The sequence below is a fragment of the Paenibacillus sp. 7516 genome, from assembly GCF_002272715.1.
Classification (GTDB): domain Bacteria; phylum Bacillota; class Bacilli; order Paenibacillales; family Paenibacillaceae; genus Paenibacillus; species Paenibacillus illinoisensis_A.
In genome coordinates this window covers 210,974-237,743 of record NZ_NPBI01000004.1, presented here as the reverse complement: position 1 = coordinate 237,743, position 26,770 = coordinate 210,974, and the positions used below count along the sequence as shown (strand labels likewise).

The window sequence follows — 26,770 nt, the reverse complement described above, 5'->3', positions numbered from 1 at the left end:
CTCTACATAATAAAATATATTCGAGAATGAATAATCAAGAAATTAACAGGGCTTTTATTAAAGAAACTCAAAAGCGTTTTACTAATTAACCACTAAAAGTACTTCTTCTGTTGTATCAGTTTAACGTAACTAAACCTGCCCGTTAGTTGAACAAAAAGCAGCCTATCACATGGATCAGCTGCTTTCTTGATATTATTGTGCTGACGTTTCCCGTTAGCTTAATGAATAAAAGATAATCTTGCTATTGCGACTCGCCCTTTATCATATACTTACGCTATCGTTACCCTTGAGTGTAACGGTTAAATTCCTCGTTTTAGTATATTTTCTTTAATAATTCCTTTTGCATCGGTTTAATATTGATGATACTTCTGATGCTTTTTGCTTTTGTTTCAGCATCCTCAAACGTATTTGCCAACCCTAGCTCTAACAATATCCCAGCTGCAACGGTCCCCGTTCTACCCTTGCCTCCTCCACAATGAAAGGCAACTTTCTTGCCGGCGTTATACGCTCCAACTACTTCATCAATTGCTTTTTTGAAAAGCTCGGCTTCATGTTCTTTCGTATCGTCATCAAGCGGAATCTTTACCCACTTCACATGATCCGCTGGATATGCGCACTCTGTTGCTTCTTCCCGAAGATCCACCACGACTTCAATGCCTTCGTTAAGAACCATTGCCTCTACATCGGCGGCTCCGCCCATAAGAACTTTATCAGCAATAAGTGCATGGTATTTCTTTTCGGTATGATCCATTTTACTTACCTTCTTTCAAGAATTGCTCAATTCGAGCTTTAATTGAATCACGAACCTCAGCGAATGTAGCTGTGATTTCTTCCTCTGTACCTGTCGCCTTGGCTGGATCATCGAAGCCCCAGTGCCATCTTTCGGCTTTGTCATTACGTACAACTGGACAATTATCGTTGGCATGACCACAAAGCGTGATGATGTAGTCTGCCTGTTTTAAAATCTCAGGATCAATTACATCTGATGTATGACTCGAAATATCGATTCCAGCTTCTTTCATCGTTTGAACAGCACGAGGATTTAAGCCATGCGCCTCTAATCCTGCACTTCTCACCTCATATTTGTCGCCACCAAGTTCCTTTAAAAATCCATCGGCGATTTGGCTTCTGCAAGAGTTTCCTGTACACAAAAAGTAAACAAGTGGTTTGTTGTCCATGATTATTGATCTCCTTTGTCTTTGGTTTGGCTTACTTGTATTTTCGCTTCGCTCATTTTTGAGTTAATCAACGTTTTTATGATCACAGCAATAACAACCAATGCTACTGCGATTACGCCGATCATCAACCAAACGTTTATGCTTGTTGAATGAATCAAGTGTAACCACAAATACAGTCCTGTTAACGTGATAAAGAGCGTTGGGATGGTGAGCACAATTCCAATTTTGAAATAACTTCCCCACGTGATTTTTACATCTTTGCGGGACAGTACATGTAGCCACAAAAGTGTGGCGAGCGATCCAATCGGTGTAATTTTTGGACCCAAGTCACTGCCGGTAATATTGGCATAAATCAGCGATTCCCGGATGACACCTTGCGTACTCGTTCCATCAATAGCAAGCGCATCAATCATCACCGTCGGCATATTGTTCATAACCGAAGACAATACTGCAGCTAGAAAGCCCATGCCAAGTGTGGAGATGTAGAGCCCCTGGTCTGCAATAGCTTGAATGACCTTACCAAGTTCATCCGTCAATCCCACATTTCGCAGTCCATAAACGACGACGTACATACCAATGGAGAATATCACGACTGCCCATGGAGCCCCTTTAATGAGCTTCCATGTTTGAATAGCGTGACTCCGTCGTGCAGCTAAGATAAACAAGATGGCTGTAACCCCAGCGATAACAGACACCAGAACTTGAATGAACTCGCTCAACAAGTACGCCACCAGTAACACGGCTAAAATCACCCAAGATATGTTAAACAGTTTCTTATCCTTGATCGCTTCAGCTGGCTTTTTGAGCTGACTGACTTCGTAGTTCCTTGGAACACTCTTTCTAAAGAACAAGAACAGGACCAAAAGACTTGCTAATATTGAAAAGAAATTCGGAACAATCATACGACTTGCATACTCCACAAAGCCTATACCGAAGTAATCTGCAGAAACGATGTTGACGAGGTTACTCACGACGAGCGGAAGTGAAGTTGTATCTGCAATGAAACCACTAGCAATGATAAAAGGTAAAATCATCTTCTGATCAAATTTGAGCGCTCGGACCATAGCAAGCACAATGGGCGTTAAGATCAGTGCAGCACCGTCATTTGCAAAGAACGCTGCAACCCCTGCTCCAAGCAGCACAACGTAAACGAACATCAGCTTGCCATTACCTCTTCCGAGCCTTGCCATGTGTAGAGCAGCCCATTCAAAAAATCCGATTTCATCTAATATCAGTGAGATTATAATAATAGCTACAAAAGCAAGCGTGGCGTTCCATACGATTCCTGTGACCGTACCTACATCGGATAGACTGACGACTCCAAAAAGAAGAGCAAGGACAGCTCCAGCTGACGCTGACCATCCAATATTAAGCCCCTTAGGCTGCCAAATCACAAAAGTCAGTGTAAGCAAAAAGATTATTATCGCGATAATGGTCATGCTTCCTCCTGAGGACCGCAGCAGTTTTTCAATCCAGCTATTTTATCTTTCATGGATGGCAGATACGGATACACACACTGAACATATGCTTTTGCATCTGGATTAAGAGAGTAGTACACCCATTGCCCTTTTTTCTTTTCATTAAGGAAACCGGCTGCCTTTAGTTTTCGAAGATGCTGACTGGCGTTTGGTTGTGACATGCCAATAATGTCTGTGATATCACATACACAAAGTTCCTGTTCCTGAAGTAGCGCAATAATGGTCAAACGTGTTTTATCAGCTAATAACTTATACGCCTCAGCCATCTCCTGAATTCTTTGTTCCATATGTACACCCCCTGTGATTAGTCTTGTCGGCTTTATTTAATGATATTAGCATATAATAAATTACTTATATAAGCAATGACGAATATAAGGGGTTTTGTACACCAACAAAGCTACTGCATCATGATTCAGATGCAGTAGCTCTACATTCTTGATTATCCGCAGCAGGAATTTGATCCTGCCTTTTCGGTTTCTGAAGAAGAGCAGCAATCCGAAGATGCTTCCTTCACTTGAACCGGTTCACAGCAGCTGTCCGTGCTACTAGCACCTAGACTACAAACCCCCGTCTCCGGCAGTTCCAGTTCTACTTTTTGTGCTGACTCCATATCTCCCACTAGTGCTGCTACAATGGATCTGACTTGCTCATATCCCGTTGCCATGAGGAAGGTTGGCGCTCTTCCATAACTTTTGGCACCTACGATATAAAAGTCCTTTTCTGGTTGACGGAGTTCTTTTTCGCCATGTGGTCGAACTGTACCGCAGCTGTGTACATTGGGATCAATCAATGGCGCAAGTTCATAAACACAGTCTAAGCTTGGGTCCGTTAATACCCGTACTTCTCGCACCATCGATAAGTCAGGACGAGAACCTGTGTTGCCTACAATTTCATCGATGTGATCAATAACCACTTGTTCATCTTTAATGGTTCCGGAAACCTGGACCTGTTCACCTTGTTTTTGAAGTTTTTCAATATGAAATGCCGTTAGGACCTTTACGGTACCGGATTCAACCACTTTTTGAATACGAGTACCCAGTTCTCCCCTTGCCTGAAGTCCATCTAATTCGCGTCCGCCATAAACATCTTCAATATTTGTCTTGCGAACAGCCCAAACGATTTCAGTTCCCGACTCTTCTTTTTGTAGCTCGGCAAGTGCAAGTAACGTATTGATCGCAGAATGTCCGCTTCCTACAACAAGCACCTTCTTGCCGTTATACCGATTTCTCTCTTTCCCTAATACCGCAGGGATACCGTATGAAATGTGACTTTTAAGCGCTTTTTCCTCTTCTGAAAATATACCGTCTGAACGAAGCGGGTTAGGATTGGACCATGTCCCCGAGGCATCGATAACAGCCCGCGCTTCATAAAAAAACGAGGATCCGTTTTGTTCAACATGGATCACAAACGGCAGTTTCTCACGCCCATTTGTTTTCACTTTGCTTAACCCTTTGCGACTGATCGCAGTAACTTTCGTTTTCAAATGCACATTTGGATTTAATTCAGGCAGCGCAGCCAAAGGTTTTAGATAATGCTCAACAATCTCCTTACCCGTTGGGATCTTTTCGTTTTGTGGAGCAACCCAATTCGTCTTTATCAGCAACTCTTTAGCAGCTTTATCGATGTTATACTGCCATGGTGAGAACAGTCGTACATGTTCCCATCTTAGAATGTTTGCCCCCACTTCATCTCCAGCTTCAAACAACATAAACGGCTCACCTTTTGAAATGAGTTGTGCTGCTGCCGCAAGACCAACCGGTCCAGCTCCAATGATCGCAACAGGTAATTTGCCCTTCTCTTGTACTGGTGCTTCGCAGCAGCTCACTTGGTTCACTGGGATATTTTTAATCATCTTAGTTTCCTCCTCATAATTATTTGCATTTTGCAAGTTTTGTATAAAATAAATGGGATAAGTATTATCCCAGTGGTGTACAGCATACGCTGGATTTCGCCATACTTTCGTTTAGCAGTTTGACGGCGTTGATGACCATATCCTGTTCAAACTCAGACATATGCGAAAAGACTTCTTTTAAATAATCATTCATCTGCTCATCAATGACCGTAGCAACAAACTTACCTTGTGTAGTCAAGGATAATATGTAAACCCGTCGATCTTCAGGTAAGGGCGTTTTTTGAACCAAACCCAACTTTACGAGACTTTGAACCTGCCGGCTAAACGTCGTGATGTCAATGGAGAGTGCATCTGCCACTTGTTGAATGGATGGATTATGTTTACGATCAATTTCATAAATGATATGACTCTGAACAAGTGAAATATCCAGCCCTCCTGCAGTGCAACAGTTTTTATCCAATAATCCAAAACGTCGTGTCATGATCTGAAACATCTCTCTTACGTTGTTTTCCAATGACCTCACCTCTTGTTATAGTTATACCTTTATTATTTGCAAAATGCAAATGATTTTTTTATTTTTCTATCCCCCTTCCCATTTCAAATTACATTGTGATATATAAACATATACAAAAACAAAACATAGGAGTGATCAACATGATAATTCTACGGCAAGCTACCGAAGTGGATCAGGGAAGCATTCTGACTATTTATAACCAAGGTATTGAAGACCGCATTGCCACGCTAGAAACAGATATCAAAGATGAGGCATACATGTCGGAATGGTTTAACAAGCACCAGGGGCGTTACTCGGTACTTATAGCCGAAGAGAATGATCAAGTGGTCGGATGGGCTTCTATCAATCCATATAACGCTAGAAGCGCGTATGACGGTGTCGGTGACCTCTCCATTTATATTCATCGTGATCATCGCGGTAAAGGAGTCGGAAAACAGTTACTTCAGAAATTAGAGGAAATCGGTAAACTGAATAACTTTTATAAGTTTGTTCTTTTCACCTTTCCATTTAATACGCTTGGTCAGAGCCTATATCATAAAGCTGGATACCGGGAAGTAGGTGTATTTCAGAATCAAGGCTTTCTGGGAGGAAAATTTGTAGATGTGATGGCTATGGAAAAATTATTTTAAGTAGCCGATGGTTCACGAATTACTCGAATACGATACATTAAACTAACCTGCCCGTTAGTTGAACAAAAGCAGCCGATCATATTGATCAGCTGCTTGGTCAGTTCCATATATTTCTTGAACTCGTCCTCTGTAGCTTGCCTTTTGCTGCCTGAAGCATCCCTTAACTCCTTATCATTCATGGGGGCCCCCCTGAACGTGTTATATGTGTATATGGAGGAAACCATGGACAAGGATGTATATGTAGAAAATGTTCTTTAACAAAAAAACAGTCAATCTCTAGTGACCAACTGCCTCTCTATCTTTACTGATCTAATGTTTTTCGATCCCACTGCTCCGAAACGCCGCATAAGTCTGTGAGTCAATAGCAGGGTTCCGTCCCAGCTTTTCTCTATAACTCAATGTATCTCCATTGGGCAGCAAAACAGTTATAACTTCAATCGTCATCACGCCACATTCTTTCGTTACAAATCCCCAAGTTTATTTACGAACTTTACGGATAAAATGACGCTTGCCACACCCAATACACTGAAAATGACATATAGAAAGTCTGGACTCAAAGTAATCCGCAGCAGCCCGAGAAAATTAGGAAGCTGCATCAGGAAAACTGCACAAATGACTGTCGGGATGACCGCCCTCTTCCAAATTCCGAACAAAAATAACGGAATTAATGAGGCAAGCGCGGCGGCGATGGAGTGTATAATCATTCGAATCGCATAGTTCGTCAGGTCAGCTGCCGTTGGCGTTCCCGGAATAACGTTCATAACCTGGTTGAGCGCAAAGGTCATAATACCGCTAACTCCAAAGGACACCAGGGTACCGATGAAAACCGCCAACACAATAAACAGCACCTTGGCCATAACAAGTCTTTTTCGGCTGAGTGGATATCCGAATGAAAGAGCTATCGTCTTATTCTTGTATTCTTCAATAAATACATGATTGATCAGGGACGCTCCGAACAAAATAAACCCCATCTGAATGGCTATCATCAGGTCCAGAGCCGCAGCATAACTCTCTCCAAAACGAACATTTGGCATATCGGCAAAAACAACCTTGAGAAAAAATACCGGCAAGAACATGAGTATAAGCCAGTACGTAATCGCTTCACCAATCACTTTCTTACGCTCCAGCTTCCTCCATTCCAGCTCGATTAATTTCAGCATATCGGATTCATTCCTTTCCCTGAATTTGATGATAGAAATAGTCTTCCAATGTACTGTTAACTTTTTGGATCTCCTCGATTTCAATCTCATGCGCAATCAGCAGCTTTGTAATTTGACTGGTCGATACGTCCGTATCATACACTCGGATTCGCTGATCTTGGACGATTTTGATATTGGATATTCGAAGCTCATGTTCAAGTAAAAAGGTGGATTTCTGTACATTCGAGGTCAAAAGTTCAATATAGCCGGTACGCTGCCTTCGCATATCGGATAATGTGACTTCGTCGACCAATTGACCGCGTTGAATAACGCCGATTCTATCGGCCACCTGCTCAATTTCCCCTAGGATATGGCTGGACAGGACAAACGTAATCCCATATTCCTGGTTCAGCGTTCGGATCAAATCCCTCATGTTTTTAATACCGATCGGGTCCAGCCCGTTCGTGGGTTCATCCAGCACGATCAATTCCGGTCTGGTGATGGCGGCCCTGGCAATGCCAAGACGCTGCTTCATGCCAAGCGAGAAATCCTTCACTTTTTTATCTTCAATCCCTTCCAATTTCACCAGATCCAAGGCTTGACGTATAGCTCTCTTATCGTAATAACCCAAGTATTCGCAATGAATTTGGAGATTCTCCATGGCCGTCATGTGCTCAAAAAATATTGGATATTCAATAATGCTCCCGACCCTCTTGAGGCCCTCTTTCGAGGTTTCTGAAAATTTCTTACCAAACAGCATAATCGCACCGGATGTCGGAAGAATGAGTCCCGTCAGCATTTTCATGATGGTTGTTTTACCTGCGCCATTAGGACCCAACAGACCATAAATCTCGCCCTTTCTTACATTTAGATTGACACGTGATACAATGGATTTCCCTTTTACGGTTTTGCTCAAATCCGTAGTTTGAATAATGAAATTCATGAGGACCACCACCTGTGTTCACAATTTGATTTCTTTTTTTATTTATCTTCATCTTAGACCAGAGAATGGACTTATTCCTTTCCCATTCCTTACATGTTTCTTAAGAATGAATTGAAAAGAGGGCGGCTGAAATAAAAAAGAGACGTTGAACAAAAGAACAACATCTCTTGGATGAATTGCTAGAAGGTTAATTGCTTGAATTTGCAAGTGAAAATGGTCTTTTGGTACGGCTCCGAGCTGCTTAGACTAATCCATCCGTTCATTTCTTCCGTTAGGCGCTTGGAAATACTGAGTCCCAGGCCGCTTCCCTGAAATTGCGGATTCCGTGCATCATCCAAGGTATAGAGTCTTTCGAATACACGTTCCTGATGGATCTCTGCTATCCCTTTGCCCCGGTCCCACACGTCTACGACCACGTACTTCCCTTCTTCACGAACCGTCAACCCGAACACACCGCCGTCGCTTCCATACCGAATGGAATTTGATATTAGATTGCTCAATATTCGATGCAGCGCATCCTTGTTACCATGAAAATAAAAGGGCAGCTCCGGTATGTCTATCTCAACCCGAAGGTTTCTGGAGACCAGCAGATCGTAAAACTCAAGAACGCTGTTCCGGCAAACCTCGCTCAATGATATTTTGCTAAGCGGGATGTCATAATCCTCCGACTCGATTTTGACAAGATCGAAAAATTGGTTAAGCAAGGTGATCAGACTGTTTACTTTTGTATTCAACCGTTGAATGACTTGCTCTTCTTCTTGCGCGGTTAACGCATTTTTATCATTCAGTTTTTCCGTGTACCCGAGAATGACCGTTAGCGGCGTCTTCAAATCATGAGACATGTTCGAGATCATTTTCTTCTGGCTGTCCTTCGTTCTTGCATAGTCCGCAAATACCTTCTGTTTGTTATCCAGCAGACGGTTAATTTGTGTGAGCAGCTGCCTAACGGCATGGTCGCCTGTGGGTACTAACACTTTCTCGGCCGTATCCTGGTCCAAAATATCGGATATTTTATTCGTAATCTCCAGGATGCTTAGATTTCGCTTCTTTTCTCTATAAAATAGCACTCCAATAATTCCAACCAATACGGCAATAATGACGGATAAAAGAAGAACCATGTACTAATCCCCCATTCTATATCCGATTCCCCAAATCGTCCGAATGTATTGCGGAGCTGATGGGTCCTCTTCGATTTTCTCCCGGAGTCTCCGGATATGTACATTAATTACGTTCTCATTCCCGTAATAATCTTCTTCCCAGATAAGTTGATAGATTTGCTCCTTGGTGAACACCCTGCTCTGATGGGTTAGGAACAGTTTTAAGATATGAAACTCCTTGGCAGTGAGCGGCATGCTTTTTCCTTTTACCTTTACGGAGAACGAATGCAAGTCCAGAATAAGATCCTTAAACGTAATAACGGGGGGCTCGGCAGGTTTGCTTTCCGTTTCCGCGTATAACGTTGCCCTCCGAATGGCCGCCTGAACTCTGGCTGTCAATTCGATCATGGAGAAAGGCTTGCTTATATAATCATCCGCGCCAAACCCAAGGCCCATGGCCTTGTCTAGGTCGCTGCCTTTCGCAGAAATAATCAAGACAGGAACTTTGCTGGTCTCTCGGATATGTTTGAGTAGTTCCATGCCGTTTACCTTAGGGAGCATCAAATCGAGCAAGATCAGATCGAATTTCTCTTTTTGAAAAAGCGCGAGTGCTTCCTCGCCATCGCGTGCCGATGCAACGCTATAATGATCCTGTTTTAGCTGACTTTCAATCAACAGATGGATGTCGTTGTCGTCTTCAACGAGCAGAATGCGTTTTTCCATATCCTAAGACCTCCTGAGCATGCTCTGATCCATTTCACTTCACGGTTCAATTGCGGTCCCAAAACCAACAGCCTGCTTTCGATTTTAGCACAAATTGGCATATTCTAGTGATCAATGTGGATTAAGAAATTGCAAAAAAACTCCCTCATCAAGCGGTGGCTTAATTGGTGAAATAAATAAATCCGGAGTTCCTTGAAATGAATATTAAAGAAGTTGCGGAAAGAACCGGACTTTCTGCACATACCATTCGATTTTATGAAAGAAGTGGGTTGATTCCAAAAATAAAGAGAAACGATAGCGGAATACGAGAATTTACGGATTCTGAAGTAAACTTTCTTATGTTTATGGTAACTCTCAAAAAAACAGGGATGTCCCTTGAAGATATTTCGGAATTTACAAAAGAAGGCTGCATACTGGAACGTTTGGAATCCGGAGAGATGCCCAAAGAGCCAGTTAGCAATCGACTTTCAATTCTTATGGCTCATCAGAATAAGTTACTTGAACAACAACAAAATATTGAATTACTTATTAATGCCGTAGCTCAAAAAATTTCATTCTACGAAAAGTACATTGAGGGCACGGGTAAAAAAGAAACGGAGGATTTTGAAGATGATGGAAAAAAGATATGAAGTCGGTTTGCAATTAATGAATGAGGTTGTCGGAGAATTTGGAGGTCATACTCGTGATTTTTTGAAAGGAGTTGCCCCTGATTTTGAACGTTTCTTAGTTGAATTTCCATTTGGTGACATCTATAGCCGACCGGGATTGGATCTGAAATCTCGTGAAATTGCGACGATCGCTGCTTTAACCGCTCTTGGTTACGCCATTCCTCAAGTGAAAGTTCATATTAATGGTGCCTTAAATGTTGGATGCACAAAAGAAGAGATTGTAGAGATAATGATGCAAATGGCAGTTTATGCTGGTTTCCCCGCCGCTTTAAATGGACTAAATGCGGCTAAGGAAGTTTTTACAACTAGAAATTTATAAAAGGGGGAGCATCAACATGTTAAACCGGAATATTTCTTTTACTTGGCTTGGTTTTGGCGGATTTTATATAAAGACACCCGGAAATAAAGAAATACTTATTGATCCATGGATTAAAAACAATCCCTCCTGCCCCGAAACGATTAAAAACATTGAAAAAGTAGATTACATTTTATTCACACATGCACATCGAGATCATGCTGAAGACGCTGTTTGGCTTGCGCAAACGACAGGTGCCATGGTATTGGCGGGTTGGGAATTGGCATTTATTCTTCAGAAAAAAGGTGTCCAAAATGTTGTTGCGATAAATAAAGGTGGAACTCGAAAATTAGGAGACATTGCGGTTACTGCTGTACATGCAGACCATTCCTCAGCTTTCGTTGATGATGATCAGATTATCTATGGTGGGGAGCCAATGGGGTACGTAATCAAATTCGAAAATGGATACACGGTCTATCACGCTGGGGATACAAACGTATTTGGCGATATGGCTCTAATTGCGGAATTATACGAGCCAGAGCTGGCACTATTGCCAATTGGCGATGCTTATACGATGTCCCCTCGAGAGGCGGCTAAGGCAGTCCGCCTTCTAAATATAAAAAATGTAATCCCGACACATTTTGGCGTATTTGATTTTTTAACCGGTCGACCAAGCGAACTTTCTGCTCTGCTTTCTGATATTGAAGATTTAACGGTTTATGATATATGTCCTGGTGATACTATTCAGTAAAAAACAGGTTTGTGAACGAAATTTCCTCGGTCCTGGAAGATAGAAACTATAATTAAATAACAAAGTGAGCAGTCAAAACTTATTTTAGTTTTGGACTGCTTTTTTTATAGTTGTTAGAAAAGAAATTAAATACGTTGCCTTTGGTAACAGCTGACTACTAATAAAATTGAATAACATTCCATCTACTTTGCGGGTGGTATCAGCTTCGCTGGTACGACCCCAAAAGATCAAAACTGGCTGGAAATACATCACTTTAGGAGTAAATGCCTTTACTAGACTACATTTTAGCTGATTTCTTCCAACCAAAACACTAAGATATTTTCCTTACTGCAAACCACAGCTCAATAAAATAGTGCCCCTCTTTACATCCGGTAATTTCAAGTTCCATTCCATTTTTCGATACCAAATACGTGGAAGGATTCCTTTGTCTCGATGCGATAATTCATTGCCTTTTCCCCCTTAATTGAAATAAGGAAGGAAAGCCGAGGATAGGCTTTAAGCGCAGTCCATTCTTCACTAGCCGATGCTGGGTTAACGCCATGTCTTCGTCTAATATATTCCGCAAGTGATACATTGGTAATGAATGAGAACATTCTTTGAAATTGATGTGAAGAACAGCAAGCACTTCGTGCTACTTCCTTTAATTCAATTTCTCCGGTTAAGTTACTTTCAATGTAATCTAATGCTCGATTCATTCTCAACAGCCAATCCATCGGACCCCTCCTTTAAGAAAAGTGTAGTAATGCAATGGCTTCATATCGCAACTTTTTGTGCTTCATTCCGTTTCGCAACTATATTCCTTTTAACATTTTACATCATTATCTATATAAGGTTATGATCCAGAAGTCAGAATTTCAATAAATCGATCCCACATTACAGCCATTTCTTTATGTAGAAGTGCATCATGAGAACGATAGTTTATATTCCCTTTTTGGTTTGTTGTAACATCTGGACCATAGATCCCTGCTCCAACTACAAATTTCACGGCTTGTTCTGCCCAAGGAGCTGGATTATCCGCTATTTGCGCCGAAACCCTAGGTATGTTAACACTCATTGAAAGCCTCCAAAGGATCGTCGCTGCTTCTTGGCGGGTAATGATTCGATTTGGATAAAACCTATTATCTGGAGTGCCCTGCAAAATTCCGATTTCTGCAAGTGTCTGGATCGATTGACCATACCTGTGTCCTTCTGTATCCTTAAAGAATGACGACTTTTCAGAAGGCCTTAGATTAGCAAACTGTATCAAGTGAGATACAAACTCCCCTCTTGTAACACCCTTCTCCGGAAAATAGTGAGTATCAAGTGTGTCATTATCATTTTTAATAAATGCTTTGGTTGAGGTATATATGGCTTCCGTAAATTCATCATTAGCTACATCCACGTATTTCGGGAGATCAGGTATTTTACCAAGCCATGAATCGGGCAAAAGGTAATCCAGATAGGAGATTTCTCCTCTCTTATCCCTCTTGAAAGCAGCTTGGTTACCATCTTCATCAACGAACAACAAGTCTCCGATAGGTTTTAACGTATGGGTTCCATTTGGGCCTGATATTGAAAGTCCCCCCAACTCATTCTTAATGTCAAAAAACATATAAGGTTGCCTAAGATAACGATATGTCCCAGTAAACGCAGTGAGTTCACTTGAATGAAGTGGCCACTCCTCGATGTCTTGCTTTTCTTCGGGAAAGTAATGATCCATAAATGCCGTGAATAGTTCCTCTCCTAATTCTTGACTTGAGTCACTATTGGTTATAACGAAACCACCGATCTTTTTGTCGGGTATGAGCCACATCCAAGAATGGTATCCAGGTAAATCCCCAGCTTTTCCGATTACCACTTGGCCATGATAGGCATGACGGTAAAATTTCTCGAATCCTAATGCCATGGTGGGTACCTGTTCTTGAATTGATACTTGTGTACGATGCATTTCTTCAATTGTCGTTTTAGAGAGTATAGTCGTGTCGCCGAGCTTTCCTTCATTTAAATGGGCCAGCATAAATTGCGCTATATCACTACTCGTCCCAAACATCCCTCCGTCTGGGACAATAACGGGATCGTTTGGATACTGCGTTTTTGGTTGGCCATCCATTCCGTAACCTGTAGCTAAGTTCTTTTTAATTTGTTCCGTCATACGAAAATCACTATTATTCATGTGTAGCGGTTTAAATACATGTTCCTGCATATATTCCTCAAAAGGGTACCCTACTATCTTTTGAAGGATATATCCCTGAAGGTTAAAAGCAAAATTATCATACCTGTAACTTTCGCCAGGCGTGCGAATAACGGTCGGCATATTCTCTTTAATAAACTGCTCCAACGACTGTTCATCCTTTCCTTTTGTGGAAGAAATGTAATCTGTAAAATCGAAACCTGAAGTATGTGTCATTAAATGCCTCATGGTTAAAGGGATCTCCGTTTCGTTATGGAGAGGTAATCCGTCAAGATAGCTTTCAATGTTCTGGTCAAGATCAATTTTCCCTTGCTCGACAAGTTGCATGACTGCGGTAGCAGTCATTACTTTAGAGATGGAAGCCATACGAAAAATAGTCTTCTTAGGGTCTACCAACGTTTTTTTCTCCAAGTCAGAAAATCCATACCCTTTGTTTAACAACACCTTGTTATCTGAGACAACAACAAAAGCTGCTCCTACAAGTTTCTGTTTTACATTTGGTTTTTCAAAAAACTCATCTGCAAAATGCTCAATTCCAGGCGAAGTCAACGATTCCTTAGAGGAGATGGATTGTTTTTGTTCTAATCTGGACCTGCTCTCATTACCAGCGGCCGAGTGCCCAAATACCGTTGGACTACTGCATAAAGAAACAAACAATAAACTCGCCATTATCACCTTAATTTCTCTTGATGTTCCTAGGCTTCTTATCTTTTTCATTCGTATGCCTCACTCCTTAAGTAATTGAATTTTACTTGTATATTATATTTCTTTATCCTTTATTTCCCATCATCCTTGAGAAGGAGATCATCCACGACAAAAGGCTAGTCGCTCCCTTTATTGAATCCAGATCTGCTTCAACTTTCTGTTCGTTTAAATACAACGACTCACTATATAAAGATTTATAAATGCTCCGAAAAAGCAAAAATGAACCCCGTCAAGGGTTCATTTTTTAGTTTACTTATTGCACATCCAAGTTTCTTATGATTACGGGCTGACAAGATTAGCTTTAATCTTTGTTATTTATCAAGAAACTCCACTAAGTTATACATCATTTTTGCGCTTTCCGCACGCGTACCAAGGCCGAGTGGACGGAACTCTTCTGCTGTGTAGCCATTTACCAAGCCTAGGCTATTTGCGGCCAGGATTACATCAACTGCCCATTTTGGAGACTCTTCTAGATCGGCAAAGGCTACCTGACTCGCTTTAGGAGTAATGGTGGTTTTGTAGGTTAATGCTCTTACGAGCATTGCAGCCATTTCTTGACGCGTAATCGTTTGTGATGGGGCAAACGTTCCATCTGAGTAACCCTGAACTATACCTGCTTTAGCAGCCAAGGCAGCTTCCGCGGCAAACCATTGATCAGCAGACACGTCTGTAAACGATGCCTGCCCCTCCCCTTTAAGGCCTAAAAGTCTCACCAGCATAGACGTAAATTCAGCTCTTGTTACGTTTCTGCTGGGTTCGAAGCGGTTCACTGTCACACCTTCGATAATTTGCCTTGTAGTCAGCTGTTTTACCGCTAACTGTGCCCAATGACCAGTAGGTAGATCATCAAACGTTTTATCAAATTCTATGGCAGCATATAGGCTAGGATGATTTATCTCAGCTGTAATCCAATCACCTCGTAAGCTCCCGCCTACGTAGACTATAGAACCATTACTATCCCCATCATAGATACCTGAAAGTGCACCGTTCGCTCCTGCTGAAACAGGAATTGAAATAGCGATGGGCTCTGCATACTTATCAAGTGTTATCGTTTTGCCATCACTTGTTCTCAGTTCCAGAGTGAATTCATATGCGCTTAAGAGTTTCAGCGTAGCTACATTTCGGTTTTCTACCTGAGTCAGCCATGCGGAAATGTCCTTCTGATCGACTTTAGATGCTTTAACAACAATTCTGGCATGATCCAGCTGTTCTCTTGGCACAAGATTAGCAAACTGCCTCAGCACATTAGTAGGTATAGTTAATCGGATATTGCTCGCTTCAACGGTAATGGTTTTACCTTCTGAAAGCCCCACCGAGTTACCCGGCAAAACAAGCTCTGTTAAATCGTCACTACCCTTAGCAAAGCGAATATTGTCCTCTAAAATCAACTCTTTCATTTTCTCCTCCGATACCACAAGTTGGCCCGGAACTTCCATTTTCTCTTGTTCTTCCTCTTCTAGATCGTCATGGTCGCCATTATGCCCAGAGCTTGATGCCCCCCCTGTATTTGGTGATTCAACAGGGTTCGATGGTCTTGAGGATTTCTCTACGAGTAAAGTGACATTGACGCTTATATCCTCGTATACCGCTGTAATTACGGTCTGACCTACTCCGAGTGTTAAAATGACACCATTCGCATCAATACGAGCTACTTTTTCATTGCTGCTGCTAAATGAAACCCCTTTGGTTAGGGCAGATTTAGTTCCATCACTATAATAGCCATTTACATTAGCTGTTGCCGTCATGGTCGGTTCAAGCGTTGTTGGAATTCCATCAAGATCAATCCTTACTAGACTAACAGGTGAGTCATCCTCCCCCAATACAGTAAGCATGTAATTACTGCTAAATTCCCCATATACCGCTTTGATGTTAGTTACACCTTCGGCGATCGCTGTAATGACACCTTCGGCATCAATCGTCGCTACGGACTCTTCGCTGCTTACATATTGTACGCCTTCCGTAATGAGTTCCTTTCTGTTATCTGTATATACAGCTTTTGTAACGGTTGACGAAGTTTCTCCTGCACGTAACTGTCCAGGACCAGTTAATTCGATATTTGAAATCTGCGGATCTGGTTCGGGATTAGGTTGGTCTGCTTTAACCTGCAGATCATAATAATCTGTGAAACCATCATAATTTGCCGTGATTTTAACCGTCCCTTCGGCATGCGCAGATACCACTCCATTCTCGTTAATCTCTGCAACGAAGGGGTCAGAACTATCATACACGACGCCCTCTGTAACGGGGATTCGCTTCTCAGAAGTGTAAACGGCATGGAGTACCGTAACGTCTGTTTCTCCAGGCTGCAACCAAGGCTTCCCTTCAAGCTCTATACCCACTACTGTGTCCGACTGGAGTACATGGACCTTGCTTTCTCCAAATATATTTGGTGATGATTTACTAGTCGCTCGAATAATAACTTCACCTGTCGCCGTTCCTTTGATCATGCCGTTATCAAGAATCTCCACGACATTCTCTGAAGATTCGCTTGCTATAGACCATACGATGTCCTCCGGCAGCAAGCTGTCTACACTCAACTGCAGCTCTTCACCTACTTTAATTTGGCTATTGGCTGGCTCGACCACAAGGGAAGGATCCTCTAACACGACTGTGTCAACCACTCGTCCATCCAGCGTCTTTGTTATTACCGACAGAACATCACCGTCCACTTCAACAGAAGAGTACATTTGCGTATCTTCGTCGTCTACGACAGCTTGGAAGTATCGCTTAGTCAAATCATAAAACTTTGGACCCGTAGAACCCGGAATAATATAAGTCGTCCCTTCACGCTGATCTACAATTTCATGATTCTTCAGCGGATAAGTACGTAAGTATATATGATCATGGCCATTCATAACCAGGTCCACGTTATATTCGTCAAATACGGGCGTCCATGTACTTCGTACATTCTCAGTGTCGTATATACTTGCGTACGGACCGCGATGGAAGAAGACTAGTTTCCACTTCCTATCTGTATTTGCCAAATCGGCCTTTAGCCATTCCTTTTGTTCATCAATGTCGTATTCACTGTTTAACACAGAAATGTGAATGTTTTTATAATCAAAGGAGTAGTTTGTTCCTTTCTGATTATCCGCTCCATTCTTAGGATGGTTAAAGTGAGCAAGGAAATCTCCATTTTGTTTCGTTCCCGTCACCTCGTGATTGCCCACGACAGTAACAGCTGTCATGTTCAGGAGTTCTTCCTGAGCCTCGGAAAACCACCACATCCATTCCTGTTCTTTGAAACCATTGTCAACCATATCTCCTAAATGCACCATAAATTCTGAATCCGGGTGTTCAGCTACGGCAGTATCTAACGTACGTCCCCACAGTTGAAATCCTGCAAGATTAGAAGCCTGGGAATCGCCAAACACAAGAAACTTTGTATGATTGCCCATTCCTGGAGCAGTTGTAAATGAGCCCTGTTCACTGTAATGTTCTATTCCATCGCCCACACGGAAAACATAGGTAGTTCCCGGCTTTAGCCCGCCAGCCGTCGCTTTATGGACACGAATTGTTCCAATGTCCAATGTATTAAATATGTTGCTTCCGCCACTTACACGAACGACACCCGGCTGATCAAAACCCGAGAATCCTTCTTGTTCTGCAATTTCCACAACGGTTTCAACTGTATTTGGATTGGTGTGCCAGTTAAAATTGCGTGAGATGGTCGGGTCTTCCCCCATCCCTACGGTTATATTGTATGGCTTATCCGTTCCCGCAAGCTCAGAAGTTGTAAATACCGAAACCAAGCTGTGCTGCTGTTCTTTAATAGCTTGTACATCATAGCTTTTCAATTCAGTCGTAAGAAGATCTGTACGGAGTTTACCAGATGCATCGGTAACAAGTGTCCCGTTTCCTACTTCAACATCGTCTGCAAAAAGACTAGCGCCTTCTACTGGAGCACCGTCCTCATCGGTCACCGTAAAAGTAGTAATGAAGTTTTGTGCAACATTATCGTCCCAACTCAATTGCAATTCCTGCTTGATATCAGACATCAGGGATGCCCCAAGATATGGCTTCTGTTCATCGGAACCAGCAACATCCAACGCTGAGGAGAGGAAAGTTATCCTGTTCTCACCAGAAGCTTTTCCTTTTAATGTATACGTCACTTGAGCAAGAATATCTTTATCCGTGAGAGATGCAGATTCCAGATTGCTAAATGTTACGCGAACAACACCTGATTCAGTATCAATAACAGGGGCTAACTGCATTTCGCTAAGTTTTTCGCTCTTTTGGACAGACAAGTCCGTTACCGCGTCCGTATCAAATTGAAGCTCTAAATGACCACCACTGAGTTGTTCCACCTGGTCAGCGGTAATATCGACCGTGTACGAATGACCTGCATATACCTGCTCAGGTGTAACGTAACGGAACTTGGAGGCACCTGTATCTACGATAAATTTCCATTCCTTTATCGTTTGGTTACCAGACAAGTCGCGGACGGCAAGTTTAACAGTGTGATAACCATCATCAAGTGGAAGTCCTGGCGTATAGCTAATGCGCCCTTCTGGCGGATAGAGCGTATGAGTTACTTGCTGACCATCGATGTACATCCGAATTTGGTTCGGATCAATCAGTGTTGTGCCTGGATGAACTGCTGGATCCCAGCCAGTGTCGGCAGCATTTGCACGAATGACCGGGGTACCCCTTGTAACGGTCTCATCTTCGGACGGAGCCACATCTGTAATCACGGGAGTTTCGTAATCCTCTTCGAGTGGACCATAGACTGCTCGAACCTGATCAATATAAATGGCACCGGCGGTCTTCTTGTTGTTGTTGGTTTGCATGTACCGAACCGGCATATCCATGCTGAGTGGCGTTGTTTTGCCAGCCGGCACTGCAGCCTCAACATATTTCCATCCCGTCCAGTTTACACCACTATTCGCATCAGTGAAATCAATATTAAAGGCTGCATAGTTTCCGTCCCGGACTTGCGCCCGGAGCCAGTGACCTTTCCCGTCACCGTATACCCACATTCCAATTTTTTCAGGATATCCGGGAATCTGAATATGATCTGTCTTGCTATTAGAAGAAACATAAGCTCCCGAAGTCCCTGTCTTACCGATAAAATCATAAGACAGTTTAATCGATCCATCACCCGAGCGTATAAAATCTGGATCCGTATTTAATTCGACGCTTACTGAATTGTTACTTGCACCACTTGCTTTATATTTCTCAATGCTGTCGAACTCTTCCAGCACAACTGGCGGAACGCCAACATTCACTTGCATCGAGGTATCTATACCTTTGTAACTGACAATGATAGTTCCAGATTTCCCTCCTTCGTTCGTTGCATGAAATACCCCTTTTTCATCGACGGTTCCGATATCTCCTTCCACCCGCCACTCGAAAACGTTGTTACTTGATCGAATCACTTTACCATCTCGTAACGCTGTAACCATCAGTGTTTCGCTTATACCCGTATTGTAGGTCTTGATTTCATTAGGGAAACGCAGTTCCGTCAGTTCACTTACAACTTCCACATCCGCTGTTCCCTCAAGAGTGCCAGAGGAAACACTCACTTGACCGACAAAGGCGTCTTGTCCTGCCTTAAATACACCGTCTCCTTCAAATGTGCCTAGTTCTGGCGCCGTGGACCATATCATTGTTCCTTCATGTGTTGCAGGATGACCTGTTGGGTCAACGGCTGCAGATGTAAATTCAAAAGAGGAACCAGCTAATACTCTCTCCTCGTTTGGCGTTACAGCGAGCTTAGATGCAGTCTTCTCCGGTGCTGTATTTACAAGCAGAAGCCCGTTACCTGTTGCTCTTTCACCACCATCGGAGCCTTGATTCATCATTTTTACATTTGAAGTGCCTGGCATCCGTGCTACAAATGTTGAGGAGCCACCGCCGTCCAGGTTCATTGCATCAACGACACCCATATTGGCTAGGATTTTGGCAAGTTCCTCTGTTGTTACACCTTCACTAAAGCCCGGCGCTCTTCCATCGATCTCAAACAACACAATAGAGCCGTCGGCTTTAGTACCGATTGCTGTACGTGGATGAACACCTTCCGGTCCAACATTCAATTTCACAACGCCATCTTCCACAAGTGGTCCTTGCCCCCCAATGACCATACTCACATCCTGCCATTCATCATCGAGCTGAAAGCTGGCGGACAGCTCATCGCCAGCTACTAGGCCACTAACAACGGGTATGGAAGTCCCGGAGGCAGACAAGACAACCGTACCTTTTCTAAGAGGTGCATCGCCTTGATTTTCTCGAATCTCCAGCACCTTTAATCTCATCGTGTCTCCGCTTTTTACGTCGCCTTCCAGCACCTGCAATACAACCTCAGTACCAGCTGCCGTCGTTTTCGTTGTTGTATAGTAATCCGGAGTATAGAGAACCAAATGATTGCTCGCCCGATACCTGTTAATACTTGTTAAATTGGTATTTTTCTCGTCTATGTCTATCGACATCGTAAGCTTTGGCTTCCCGTAAACTGATGTGCCATCTCCCTTCAGACCAAAGGCATAAGAACTAGAAGCACTGTTCAAAATGCGACCTCCATCAATGAAGAGTCCATTGGGTACACCAGTTCCGTAACCAGAAAGGTCGTAAAAGTCGCCGTTTATACCGGCTATTACACGATTACCCGGGGCATCTGTATAAGTGGCCATTTCAGTCAGGCCTTTCATACCATATACATAGCCCCCCTTCGTTCCTGCACGTAGTTCCAAGTTTGGCGTATCAGGATCGAATTCAACAAAATGCATTTTTTCAAGACCGCGGTCAATCTTCATGTCATACCAGGTGTACTCAGCTCCTGGTGCGAGCTCCGTCTTCCTAACATCAACAATGCGGCCGAAAGCCGTATCTGGCGTTTCTGACATGGAGGCGTACATACTATGTAGCGGCTGCAGAAATAAAAGCATTGCTAACAAACTAGCAAGTATAGCTTTTCCTGATCTACGGTACTTTGAGTTCATTTAATGACTCTCCTCTCCGATGCTCCACTTTTCTCTATATATTTATTATAGAAATCGGGTGTAAAATGTTGGTTGCGACAATATATTATTTTGTAAAATTCTTTCATTGATGAAGGGTCTTGAAAAGCCGATTATCTGTCTAAAACTATTGAAGTCCTCATTTAATAACAAAGTTAATTTGGCTATAATTCTCTTCTCCATTTTCTTGTATATAAGATAATCATCTCCTTTTCTGAATCTTATTTAGGCTCCTCTTTGAATGACGAGTTATGGATGACTTGTTGAACCAACGGACTTATAAACGTAGAGGGGATCGTCATAATGAAACCTCTGGCGATTATAGCCAGTCAGTAAGTTGGCCACTTCTACTACTAGAAAATACTATGAATCCTCGTCCATGATAATTGTCCTTTTTTATGATTCTGATACCTTCTTTGGATTTCTGTCTAAATTGCTGAGTTGACTATCACTTTCTGAGTAATTTGCATGAAAATCAAAGGAGTAGGTCCCCCAAATATACCTTTTTATAGATCTACTTATAAATGGATAGATTAATAAATACGAAAAAGACCGATTCATTTAAGAATCGACCTTTAACGAATTTATTAAAATCTTTTAGTTTGCTTTGCACATTAATTTGTTTTATTCAGCTAGTATTTTAGGTTAGTGAAATAAGCTAGAAAAACTAATCAGTTATATCATGATTCCTTGTCCACACTTACATCTAAAATTCATTAATTCACCTCAAGCATGGTTAACTCGCCGAGTATTAATCACAATAGAATACTATCCAATATAATAGCTAATTTCTATTTTTCACTGAGGTAGATGGATGAATGTTATGAATAAGTAATATTCCATCATACTGATCTCGTGGAATCATCTTTTCATCTAAAACTCCCCATGCTTTAGCTGTACGAGGTGTATACATCCATTCTGTTGTCGGACTTAACTTTTTGTCCCTCATGTCAATAAACCGGGCTGGGCCCATTTCAGTACCCAATATATCCTCAAGGCTACCCTTTTCATGAGGCATGACTTGCTCTTCATCCCCATTGTTTTTATTAGCGCTTCCTTCATATGCATATAGTCCAATTACATAACCAGCCTGTTTAAGTGAGTGTGGCAGCATTTCCCCCATGGTCGGGTATGGGTTATTATCAAAATCGTATCCGTTATGCTCTGCGATCATTGTGGAGTTATTTTTGCGTACATGATAGTTGTGTCCCCATAAAATAATTTTCTCATCCGGATATCCGGTTTCTGCAAGCCAAGCTACATTATCTGCCATAACGCGGTCTCGTTCAAAGTTCCCCCGTTTTATTTGCTTCTCGGGGTCTACTCCTGCTAGCAGATTTACAATGTGAGGATGGTAATTGTCCAGCATATCTATCCTGTTTTGTAGGACGCGTTCAATTAGAGATAAAGGGTTGAACTGTTCTTTGTAAGTTCTACTTAGTTCAGATTTGTTGTTTTTAACAAAATTCTGAAATGTAATGTACTTTTCTTTTATCTTCTCTTTCTGAATCGTAAAATCTTCTACGTCGTTAATCATATTAAGCTTTAAATACCAACGTTCCGTTTGCGCAAATGCTCTAGCCTTACTTTTATCCACATGAGCAAACCACGCTTCAACAAATTCAATAAAAGCTTCCGTCGTACCTTGTGAGTCAAACCCAGTCAAAATCAGCGGATGATCCGTCTTACTTTGTTGTGCAATATATTCGAAAAGGGGTAGGTTCTCTTCTACCTGCCATACGCCAAAGACTGACCTTTTCATCAATTCTTTTGGCGTCATATTATGTATTTGAGCATACGCAGCAGTCGTATCGGCCAAATTCGATTCGAATGCAATGACGTTGTATCCTAATTTTTCATGTAGGAATTTTACAAGTCTAACTTTCATAGCGTTATATTCTGACGCTCCATGCGAAGCTTCGCCCAAGCTAACTATTCGTTTATCCGCTAAAATAGGCTGGAGAAACATTAAATCGGTGTATTGATCTTTTCTATTGGTATAGATGGATGAAATCGTATTTGAATTTGAACGTACTGTCTCCTTCCAAACTAAATCTGTAGCTATTGTGCTCTTCTCGTCTGCTGAGGGTAATCCAGACATATACGCTATCTGGCCAACGCTCATAACGCTGAAACTACAAAATACCGTAGACAATAATACTTTTCTGAAAAATTGATTCATTAGCCTAACACTCCTCTGCTTTTATGAATATTAGCTTAACCTCTCGAGTTTAAAGTCACTATACTTCGCGTTTAAGATTGGTTTAAATCTGTAATAAGTTATACAAGGTATTTAGTAGTGCTGAGATTCTACATTCTTCATGTAGTGTTATTGCATCCAATAATCTGAACTAAATATAGAAAGAACCCTGGCTTACGCCAGGATCCTTTGTAGGAATAAGGTTAAAATGGGCAGTTTCACTCTATTATTCAATAATTATTTGTGCTTTTGAACAGAAGTACACTCCAGACCCTATGCACTTAATCCCAAGTGATCTCCACGTCATGCATCATAAGAAAGTAGTAGAGCTTAGTGCTATACTTCGGTCCTTTCATTAAGGATCCGTTTTGATTTATCTAAAAAAGCTGAGAATACCGGTCCCCCGAATTATGAAATACGAGTGCTTTCAAATGATCGGCCTCCTCTTATCTATTTTTCAAGAACTCACTTATTAATGATATGATTCTCCGAGATAACTGGAGCAGCGAGTATTAAGGCAATTTACCACTACTTGTGGTACGGTTCGTCGTATTATCTGTAAGCGAAATCGAAGACACCCAGTAGGGTGCCTTCGATGTTCTTACGATCTCTCTATGGCGAGTTGGATAAACGAACTCAAATCCATCAACCAACCTTGTTGGGACACTCGTTCACTGTACAGAACGTGCAAGTGCTGCGACAGAGCCGCGGAAATCGGGTCTGCCGTCAGCCGTCCACAAAAGCTCTGTCACAAATGTATGGCGATTTGGATCGTACAGCGGATCTCCTATAATGTTTTTGTACGTTCTTGCGTGGAACACAAATAGCGTCTTTTCGCCCGTCTCTGACACCGTGAAGGAATTATGACCGGGACCATACATAGAGATGCTCTCATCTGTCGAGAAAACCGCTGCTTGCGACTTGCGCCATGAGGTGGCATCGAGCAAATCAGCATCTGCATCTGCTTCAAGCAGTCCCATGCAATAATTGAAATCAGTAGCGCTAGCCGAGTAAGAAAGGAATACCCGATTACCGTTGCGAAGAAATGCCGCGCCTTCGTTCACTTTATAACCAATGATCTCCCAGTCATATTCCGGCATCGAAATCATCGTTTGCTGTCCAGTCAGCGTCCACGGATTGCTCATTTTAGATATATACAGATTAGAGTTACCTGAGATATTCGGATCCTTTTGTGCCCATACGTAATAACGGCTGCCATTATGCTCAAAGGTAGTGGCATCAAGGGAGAAGCTTTCCCACGCGGTACGAATCTGTCCTCTTTCCGTCCAACTGCCTTCGAGCGGATTGGCATTTTCATTCTCTAGCACATACATCCGATGGTCGAACAAGCCTTCATTCGTTTCCGTCGTGTGTGCGGCAGCGAAATACACGTACCATTTGTCATCAATAAAATGCAGTTCAGGCGCCCAAATATTGGCACTAAGAATACCAGTCTCGCGCTTTCTCCAGATCACTACAGGAGTTGATGTAACAAGCCCCTCAAGATTCTGGGCTCTACGGATTTCAATCCGATCATACTCTGGAACAGATGCTACGAAGTAATAATAACCGTCTGAATGTCGGTACATAAAAGGATCCGCTCTCTGCTCAATTAATGGTTGAATGTCGTGTAATGCTCTTTGTTGGATTTCCATCTTATCACCTGTTTCTTCATAATATACACTACCCTTTAACAGCACCTGCAGTCATACCGTCTATGAAATATTTCTGGAAAGCAATAAATAGTATGAAAATTGGAATGATGGAGAAGAAGGAGCCCACGATCAGTAGGTCATAGTTATTGCCATAAGGAGTTAACAACGTTTTCAAACCGATTGGAAGTGTAAATTTACTCTGATCTCCGAGCACCATGAATGGCCACAACAGATTATTCCAGCTATTCATACCATTCAGAATGGCCATTGCCGCAAAGGATGGTTTCATAATCGGCATAATTAGTCTGAAATAAATCGCATACTCGTTTGCGCCATCAACCCGCCCAGATTGAATAATCTCTTTGGGTATGCTTCTTAGATATTGCCTGAAGAAAAATATTGTCGCGGCATTGGCTATGCCCGGCAGAATGATTGCTGAATAGCTATTCACCATTTTCAAATCATTAATTAGGCTATACAAAGGAACCAGCAGTATTTCGAAAGGCACCATCATAATGAGCAAAACACATATAAAGAGGAAGTTCTTACCTTTAAAATCATATGCTGCAAAACCATATCCAACAAATGCGCTTACAAAAAGTGTTAAAATCACTTGAACGATTGTTAAAGTCATACTGTTCCAAAACCATACAAAATAATCATGTTCTCCAGTAAACAGATAGATGAAATTGTCAAAACTCATAATACTAAAATCCAAACTTAAGTTAAGACCATATCTAATTAATGATTCACCTGGTTTAAAGGAAGATAGGGCCACTGCATAGAATGGAATCATAATTATAACGAATAGTATAATGAACAAACATATAATTACTATTCTGGAAATAAAATTATCCCTCGTCTGACTTTTGCCCACTTTAATCCTCCTCCTTTTTGAACATTCCACTAAATTTCAACTGCGTTAAATTGATAACCAAAGCAATGATTAACAGAATGATACCAACTGCAGCTGCGTAACCCAGCTTATTTTTCTCAATCCCTTGTCTATACAGATATCCGACAATGGTTAAGCCAATATTTTTGGGTGAATTGTTACCGTTAAACATCATCAGGCTCTCGGTAAACATGGCTAAACCTGCATAAACACTAATTGTCGTAACATATACCGTGGTCGGCTTCAATAATGGCATTGTGATCGTTCTAAACTTCTGCCAAGCAGATGCCCCGTCAATCGAAGCAGCCTCATAATATTCATTGTCAATGCTTTTCAAACCGGATAGATAGTAAAGCATATTAACACCTGTCCATCTCCAACATGCGAGGATTAACAGTGCTGCCATACTCCATTCTCCGTCTTTCAAGAATTTAATAGGCTCTACACCAAATAGACCCAGGAAACTGTTCATTAATGACCCTTCCATTTCACCAAATGTAAGGCGGAAAATGGTACCCGCAACTGCGACAGATGTCAATGCAGGGAGAAAGAACGAAGATTTAAAAAACTCTCTTCCCATCATTAACTTACTGTTGATCATAACGGCGAATAACATGGGAAAGGGAATTAACAGCACTAAGGTTCCTAACATGTACACAACGCTATTTTTAATAGCCGTCAAAAACACTTTATCTGTAAGCAATTTCGAATAATTCGCTTCACCAATCCATTTAGGATCCTGTCCCAACATCTTATCTTGAAAGCTCATTACGAATGAATTTAGAAGCGGATAAAACCAGAAGATCAAAAATATGAGTATAAATGGCAATACAAAAACATAAGGCGCAACTTTTTGAGAGTATACAAATTTCTTTATCATATTCTCAATCTCCCTTGACTATGGTTAAACCTGCCGACCACT

At 41.9% G+C, this 26,770-nt stretch carries 21 protein-coding genes and 1 pseudogene; 4 read left to right on the top strand and 18 right to left on the bottom strand.

The window, feature by feature from the left end; genetic code table 11:
* Positions 1-313: 313 nt before the first annotated feature.
* The 6 genes from CHI14_RS03215 to CHI14_RS03190 form a co-directional block, all read right to left on the bottom strand.
* Positions 314-751: a protein-tyrosine phosphatase family protein gene (locus tag CHI14_RS03215; RefSeq protein WP_095286975.1), complete on the bottom strand. Its 438-nt coding sequence runs from the start codon at positions 749-751 to the stop codon at positions 314-316.
* Position 752: 1 nt separating this feature from the next.
* Positions 753-1,178, bottom strand: a complete 426-nt coding sequence (arsC, locus tag CHI14_RS03210; protein ID WP_170948002.1) for an arsenate reductase (thioredoxin) — start codon at positions 1,176-1,178, stop codon at positions 753-755.
* Between the two features lie 2 nt (positions 1,179-1,180).
* Positions 1,181-2,617: an arsenic transporter gene (locus tag CHI14_RS03205; protein WP_095286973.1), complete on the bottom strand. Its 1,437-nt coding sequence runs from the start codon at positions 2,615-2,617 to the stop codon at positions 1,181-1,183.
* A complete protein-coding gene (locus CHI14_RS03200; RefSeq protein WP_095286972.1) occupies positions 2,614-2,943 on the bottom strand; it encodes an ArsR/SmtB family transcription factor in 330 nt (109 codons plus the stop codon). The genes CHI14_RS03205 and CHI14_RS03200 overlap by 4 nt, the downstream gene beginning before the upstream one ends.
* 152 nt (positions 2,944-3,095) lie before the next feature.
* Positions 3,096-4,508, bottom strand: coding sequence for an NAD(P)-binding domain-containing protein (locus CHI14_RS03195; RefSeq protein WP_095286971.1), 1,413 nt, complete (start codon positions 4,506-4,508; stop codon positions 3,096-3,098).
* Positions 4,509-4,572: 64 nt separating this feature from the next.
* On the bottom strand, positions 4,573-5,001 hold the full coding sequence (locus CHI14_RS03190) for a MarR family winged helix-turn-helix transcriptional regulator (protein WP_095286989.1): 429 nt from the start codon (positions 4,999-5,001) through the stop codon (positions 4,573-4,575).
* 161 nt (positions 5,002-5,162) lie between these two features.
* Between CHI14_RS03190 and CHI14_RS03185 the strand changes: the two genes are divergently transcribed.
* A complete protein-coding gene (locus tag CHI14_RS03185; protein ID WP_170948001.1) occupies positions 5,163-5,651 on the top strand; it encodes an arsinothricin resistance N-acetyltransferase ArsN1 family A in 489 nt (162 codons plus the stop codon).
* Here the strand turns inward: CHI14_RS03185 and CHI14_RS03180 are convergent.
* The 5 genes from CHI14_RS03180 to CHI14_RS03160 all read right to left on the bottom strand — a co-directional run bounded on the left by CHI14_RS03180 (position 5,648) and on the right by CHI14_RS03160 (position 9,553).
* A complete protein-coding gene (locus tag CHI14_RS03180) occupies positions 5,648-5,830 on the bottom strand; it encodes a hypothetical protein (protein ID WP_095286970.1) in 183 nt (60 codons plus the stop codon). The two genes, CHI14_RS03185 and CHI14_RS03180, sit on opposite strands and share 4 nt — an antisense overlap.
* A gap of 282 nt (positions 5,831-6,112) precedes the next feature.
* Positions 6,113-6,811 (bottom strand): ABC transporter permease, encoded by a 699-nt coding sequence (locus tag CHI14_RS03175; RefSeq protein WP_095286969.1) that lies wholly within the window; start codon positions 6,809-6,811, stop codon positions 6,113-6,115.
* 7 nt (positions 6,812-6,818) lie between these two features.
* Positions 6,819-7,733: an ABC transporter ATP-binding protein gene (locus tag CHI14_RS03170; RefSeq protein WP_095286968.1), complete on the bottom strand. Its 915-nt coding sequence runs from the start codon at positions 7,731-7,733 to the stop codon at positions 6,819-6,821.
* 179 nt (positions 7,734-7,912) lie between these two features.
* A complete protein-coding gene (locus CHI14_RS03165; RefSeq protein ID WP_095286967.1) occupies positions 7,913-8,851 on the bottom strand; it encodes a sensor histidine kinase in 939 nt (312 codons plus the stop codon).
* A 3-nt stretch (positions 8,852-8,854) separates the two neighbouring features.
* Positions 8,855-9,553, bottom strand: a complete 699-nt coding sequence (locus CHI14_RS03160; protein WP_095286966.1) for a response regulator transcription factor — start codon at positions 9,551-9,553, stop codon at positions 8,855-8,857.
* Between the two features lie 197 nt (positions 9,554-9,750).
* Between CHI14_RS03160 and CHI14_RS03155 the strand changes: the two genes are divergently transcribed.
* Genes CHI14_RS03155 through CHI14_RS03145 form a run of 3 tightly spaced genes read left to right on the top strand, consistent with a single transcriptional unit; the run spans position 9,751 to position 11,267 of the window.
* Positions 9,751-10,182, top strand: coding sequence for a MerR family transcriptional regulator (locus tag CHI14_RS03155; protein WP_095286965.1), 432 nt, complete (start codon positions 9,751-9,753; stop codon positions 10,180-10,182).
* On the top strand, positions 10,163-10,540 hold the full coding sequence (locus tag CHI14_RS03150; protein ID WP_058829796.1) for a carboxymuconolactone decarboxylase family protein: 378 nt from the start codon (positions 10,163-10,165) through the stop codon (positions 10,538-10,540). The genes CHI14_RS03155 and CHI14_RS03150 overlap by 20 nt, the downstream gene beginning before the upstream one ends.
* A 16-nt stretch (positions 10,541-10,556) precedes the next feature.
* A complete protein-coding gene (locus CHI14_RS03145; protein WP_095286964.1) occupies positions 10,557-11,267 on the top strand; it encodes a metal-dependent hydrolase in 711 nt (236 codons plus the stop codon).
* A 392-nt stretch (positions 11,268-11,659) separates the two neighbouring features.
* Here CHI14_RS03145 and CHI14_RS03140 read toward each other — a convergent pair.
* The 7 genes and pseudogenes from CHI14_RS03140 to CHI14_RS03110 form a co-directional block, all read right to left on the bottom strand.
* A pseudogene (locus tag CHI14_RS03140) lies at positions 11,660-11,980 on the bottom strand (AraC family transcriptional regulator); the annotation flags it as partial.
* A gap of 119 nt (positions 11,981-12,099) precedes the next feature.
* Positions 12,100-14,154 (bottom strand): serine hydrolase domain-containing protein, encoded by a 2,055-nt coding sequence (locus CHI14_RS03135; RefSeq protein WP_095286963.1) that lies wholly within the window; start codon positions 14,152-14,154, stop codon positions 12,100-12,102.
* A gap of 299 nt (positions 14,155-14,453) precedes the next feature.
* A complete protein-coding gene (locus CHI14_RS03130) occupies positions 14,454-20,894 on the bottom strand; it encodes a phosphodiester glycosidase family protein (RefSeq protein WP_249280987.1) in 6,441 nt (2,146 codons plus the stop codon).
* 988 nt (positions 20,895-21,882) lie between these two features.
* On the bottom strand, positions 21,883-23,280 hold the full coding sequence (locus CHI14_RS03125) for an erythromycin esterase family protein (protein ID WP_095286961.1): 1,398 nt from the start codon (positions 23,278-23,280) through the stop codon (positions 21,883-21,885).
* A 689-nt stretch (positions 23,281-23,969) separates the two neighbouring features.
* Positions 23,970-24,953 carry a glycoside hydrolase family 43 protein gene (locus CHI14_RS03120; protein ID WP_095286960.1) on the bottom strand — a complete coding sequence of 328 codons (984 nt, stop codon included), beginning with the start codon at positions 24,951-24,953 and terminating at the stop codon, positions 23,970-23,972.
* 28 nt (positions 24,954-24,981) lie between these two features.
* Complete coding sequence (locus CHI14_RS03115) at positions 24,982-25,800, bottom strand: carbohydrate ABC transporter permease (protein ID WP_481856385.1); 819 nt, start codon at positions 25,798-25,800, stop codon at positions 24,982-24,984.
* A gap of 31 nt (positions 25,801-25,831) precedes the next feature.
* Positions 25,832-26,728 (bottom strand): carbohydrate ABC transporter permease, encoded by an 897-nt coding sequence (locus tag CHI14_RS03110; RefSeq protein ID WP_095286958.1) that lies wholly within the window; start codon positions 26,726-26,728, stop codon positions 25,832-25,834.
* Positions 26,729-26,770: the final 42 nt, after the last annotated feature.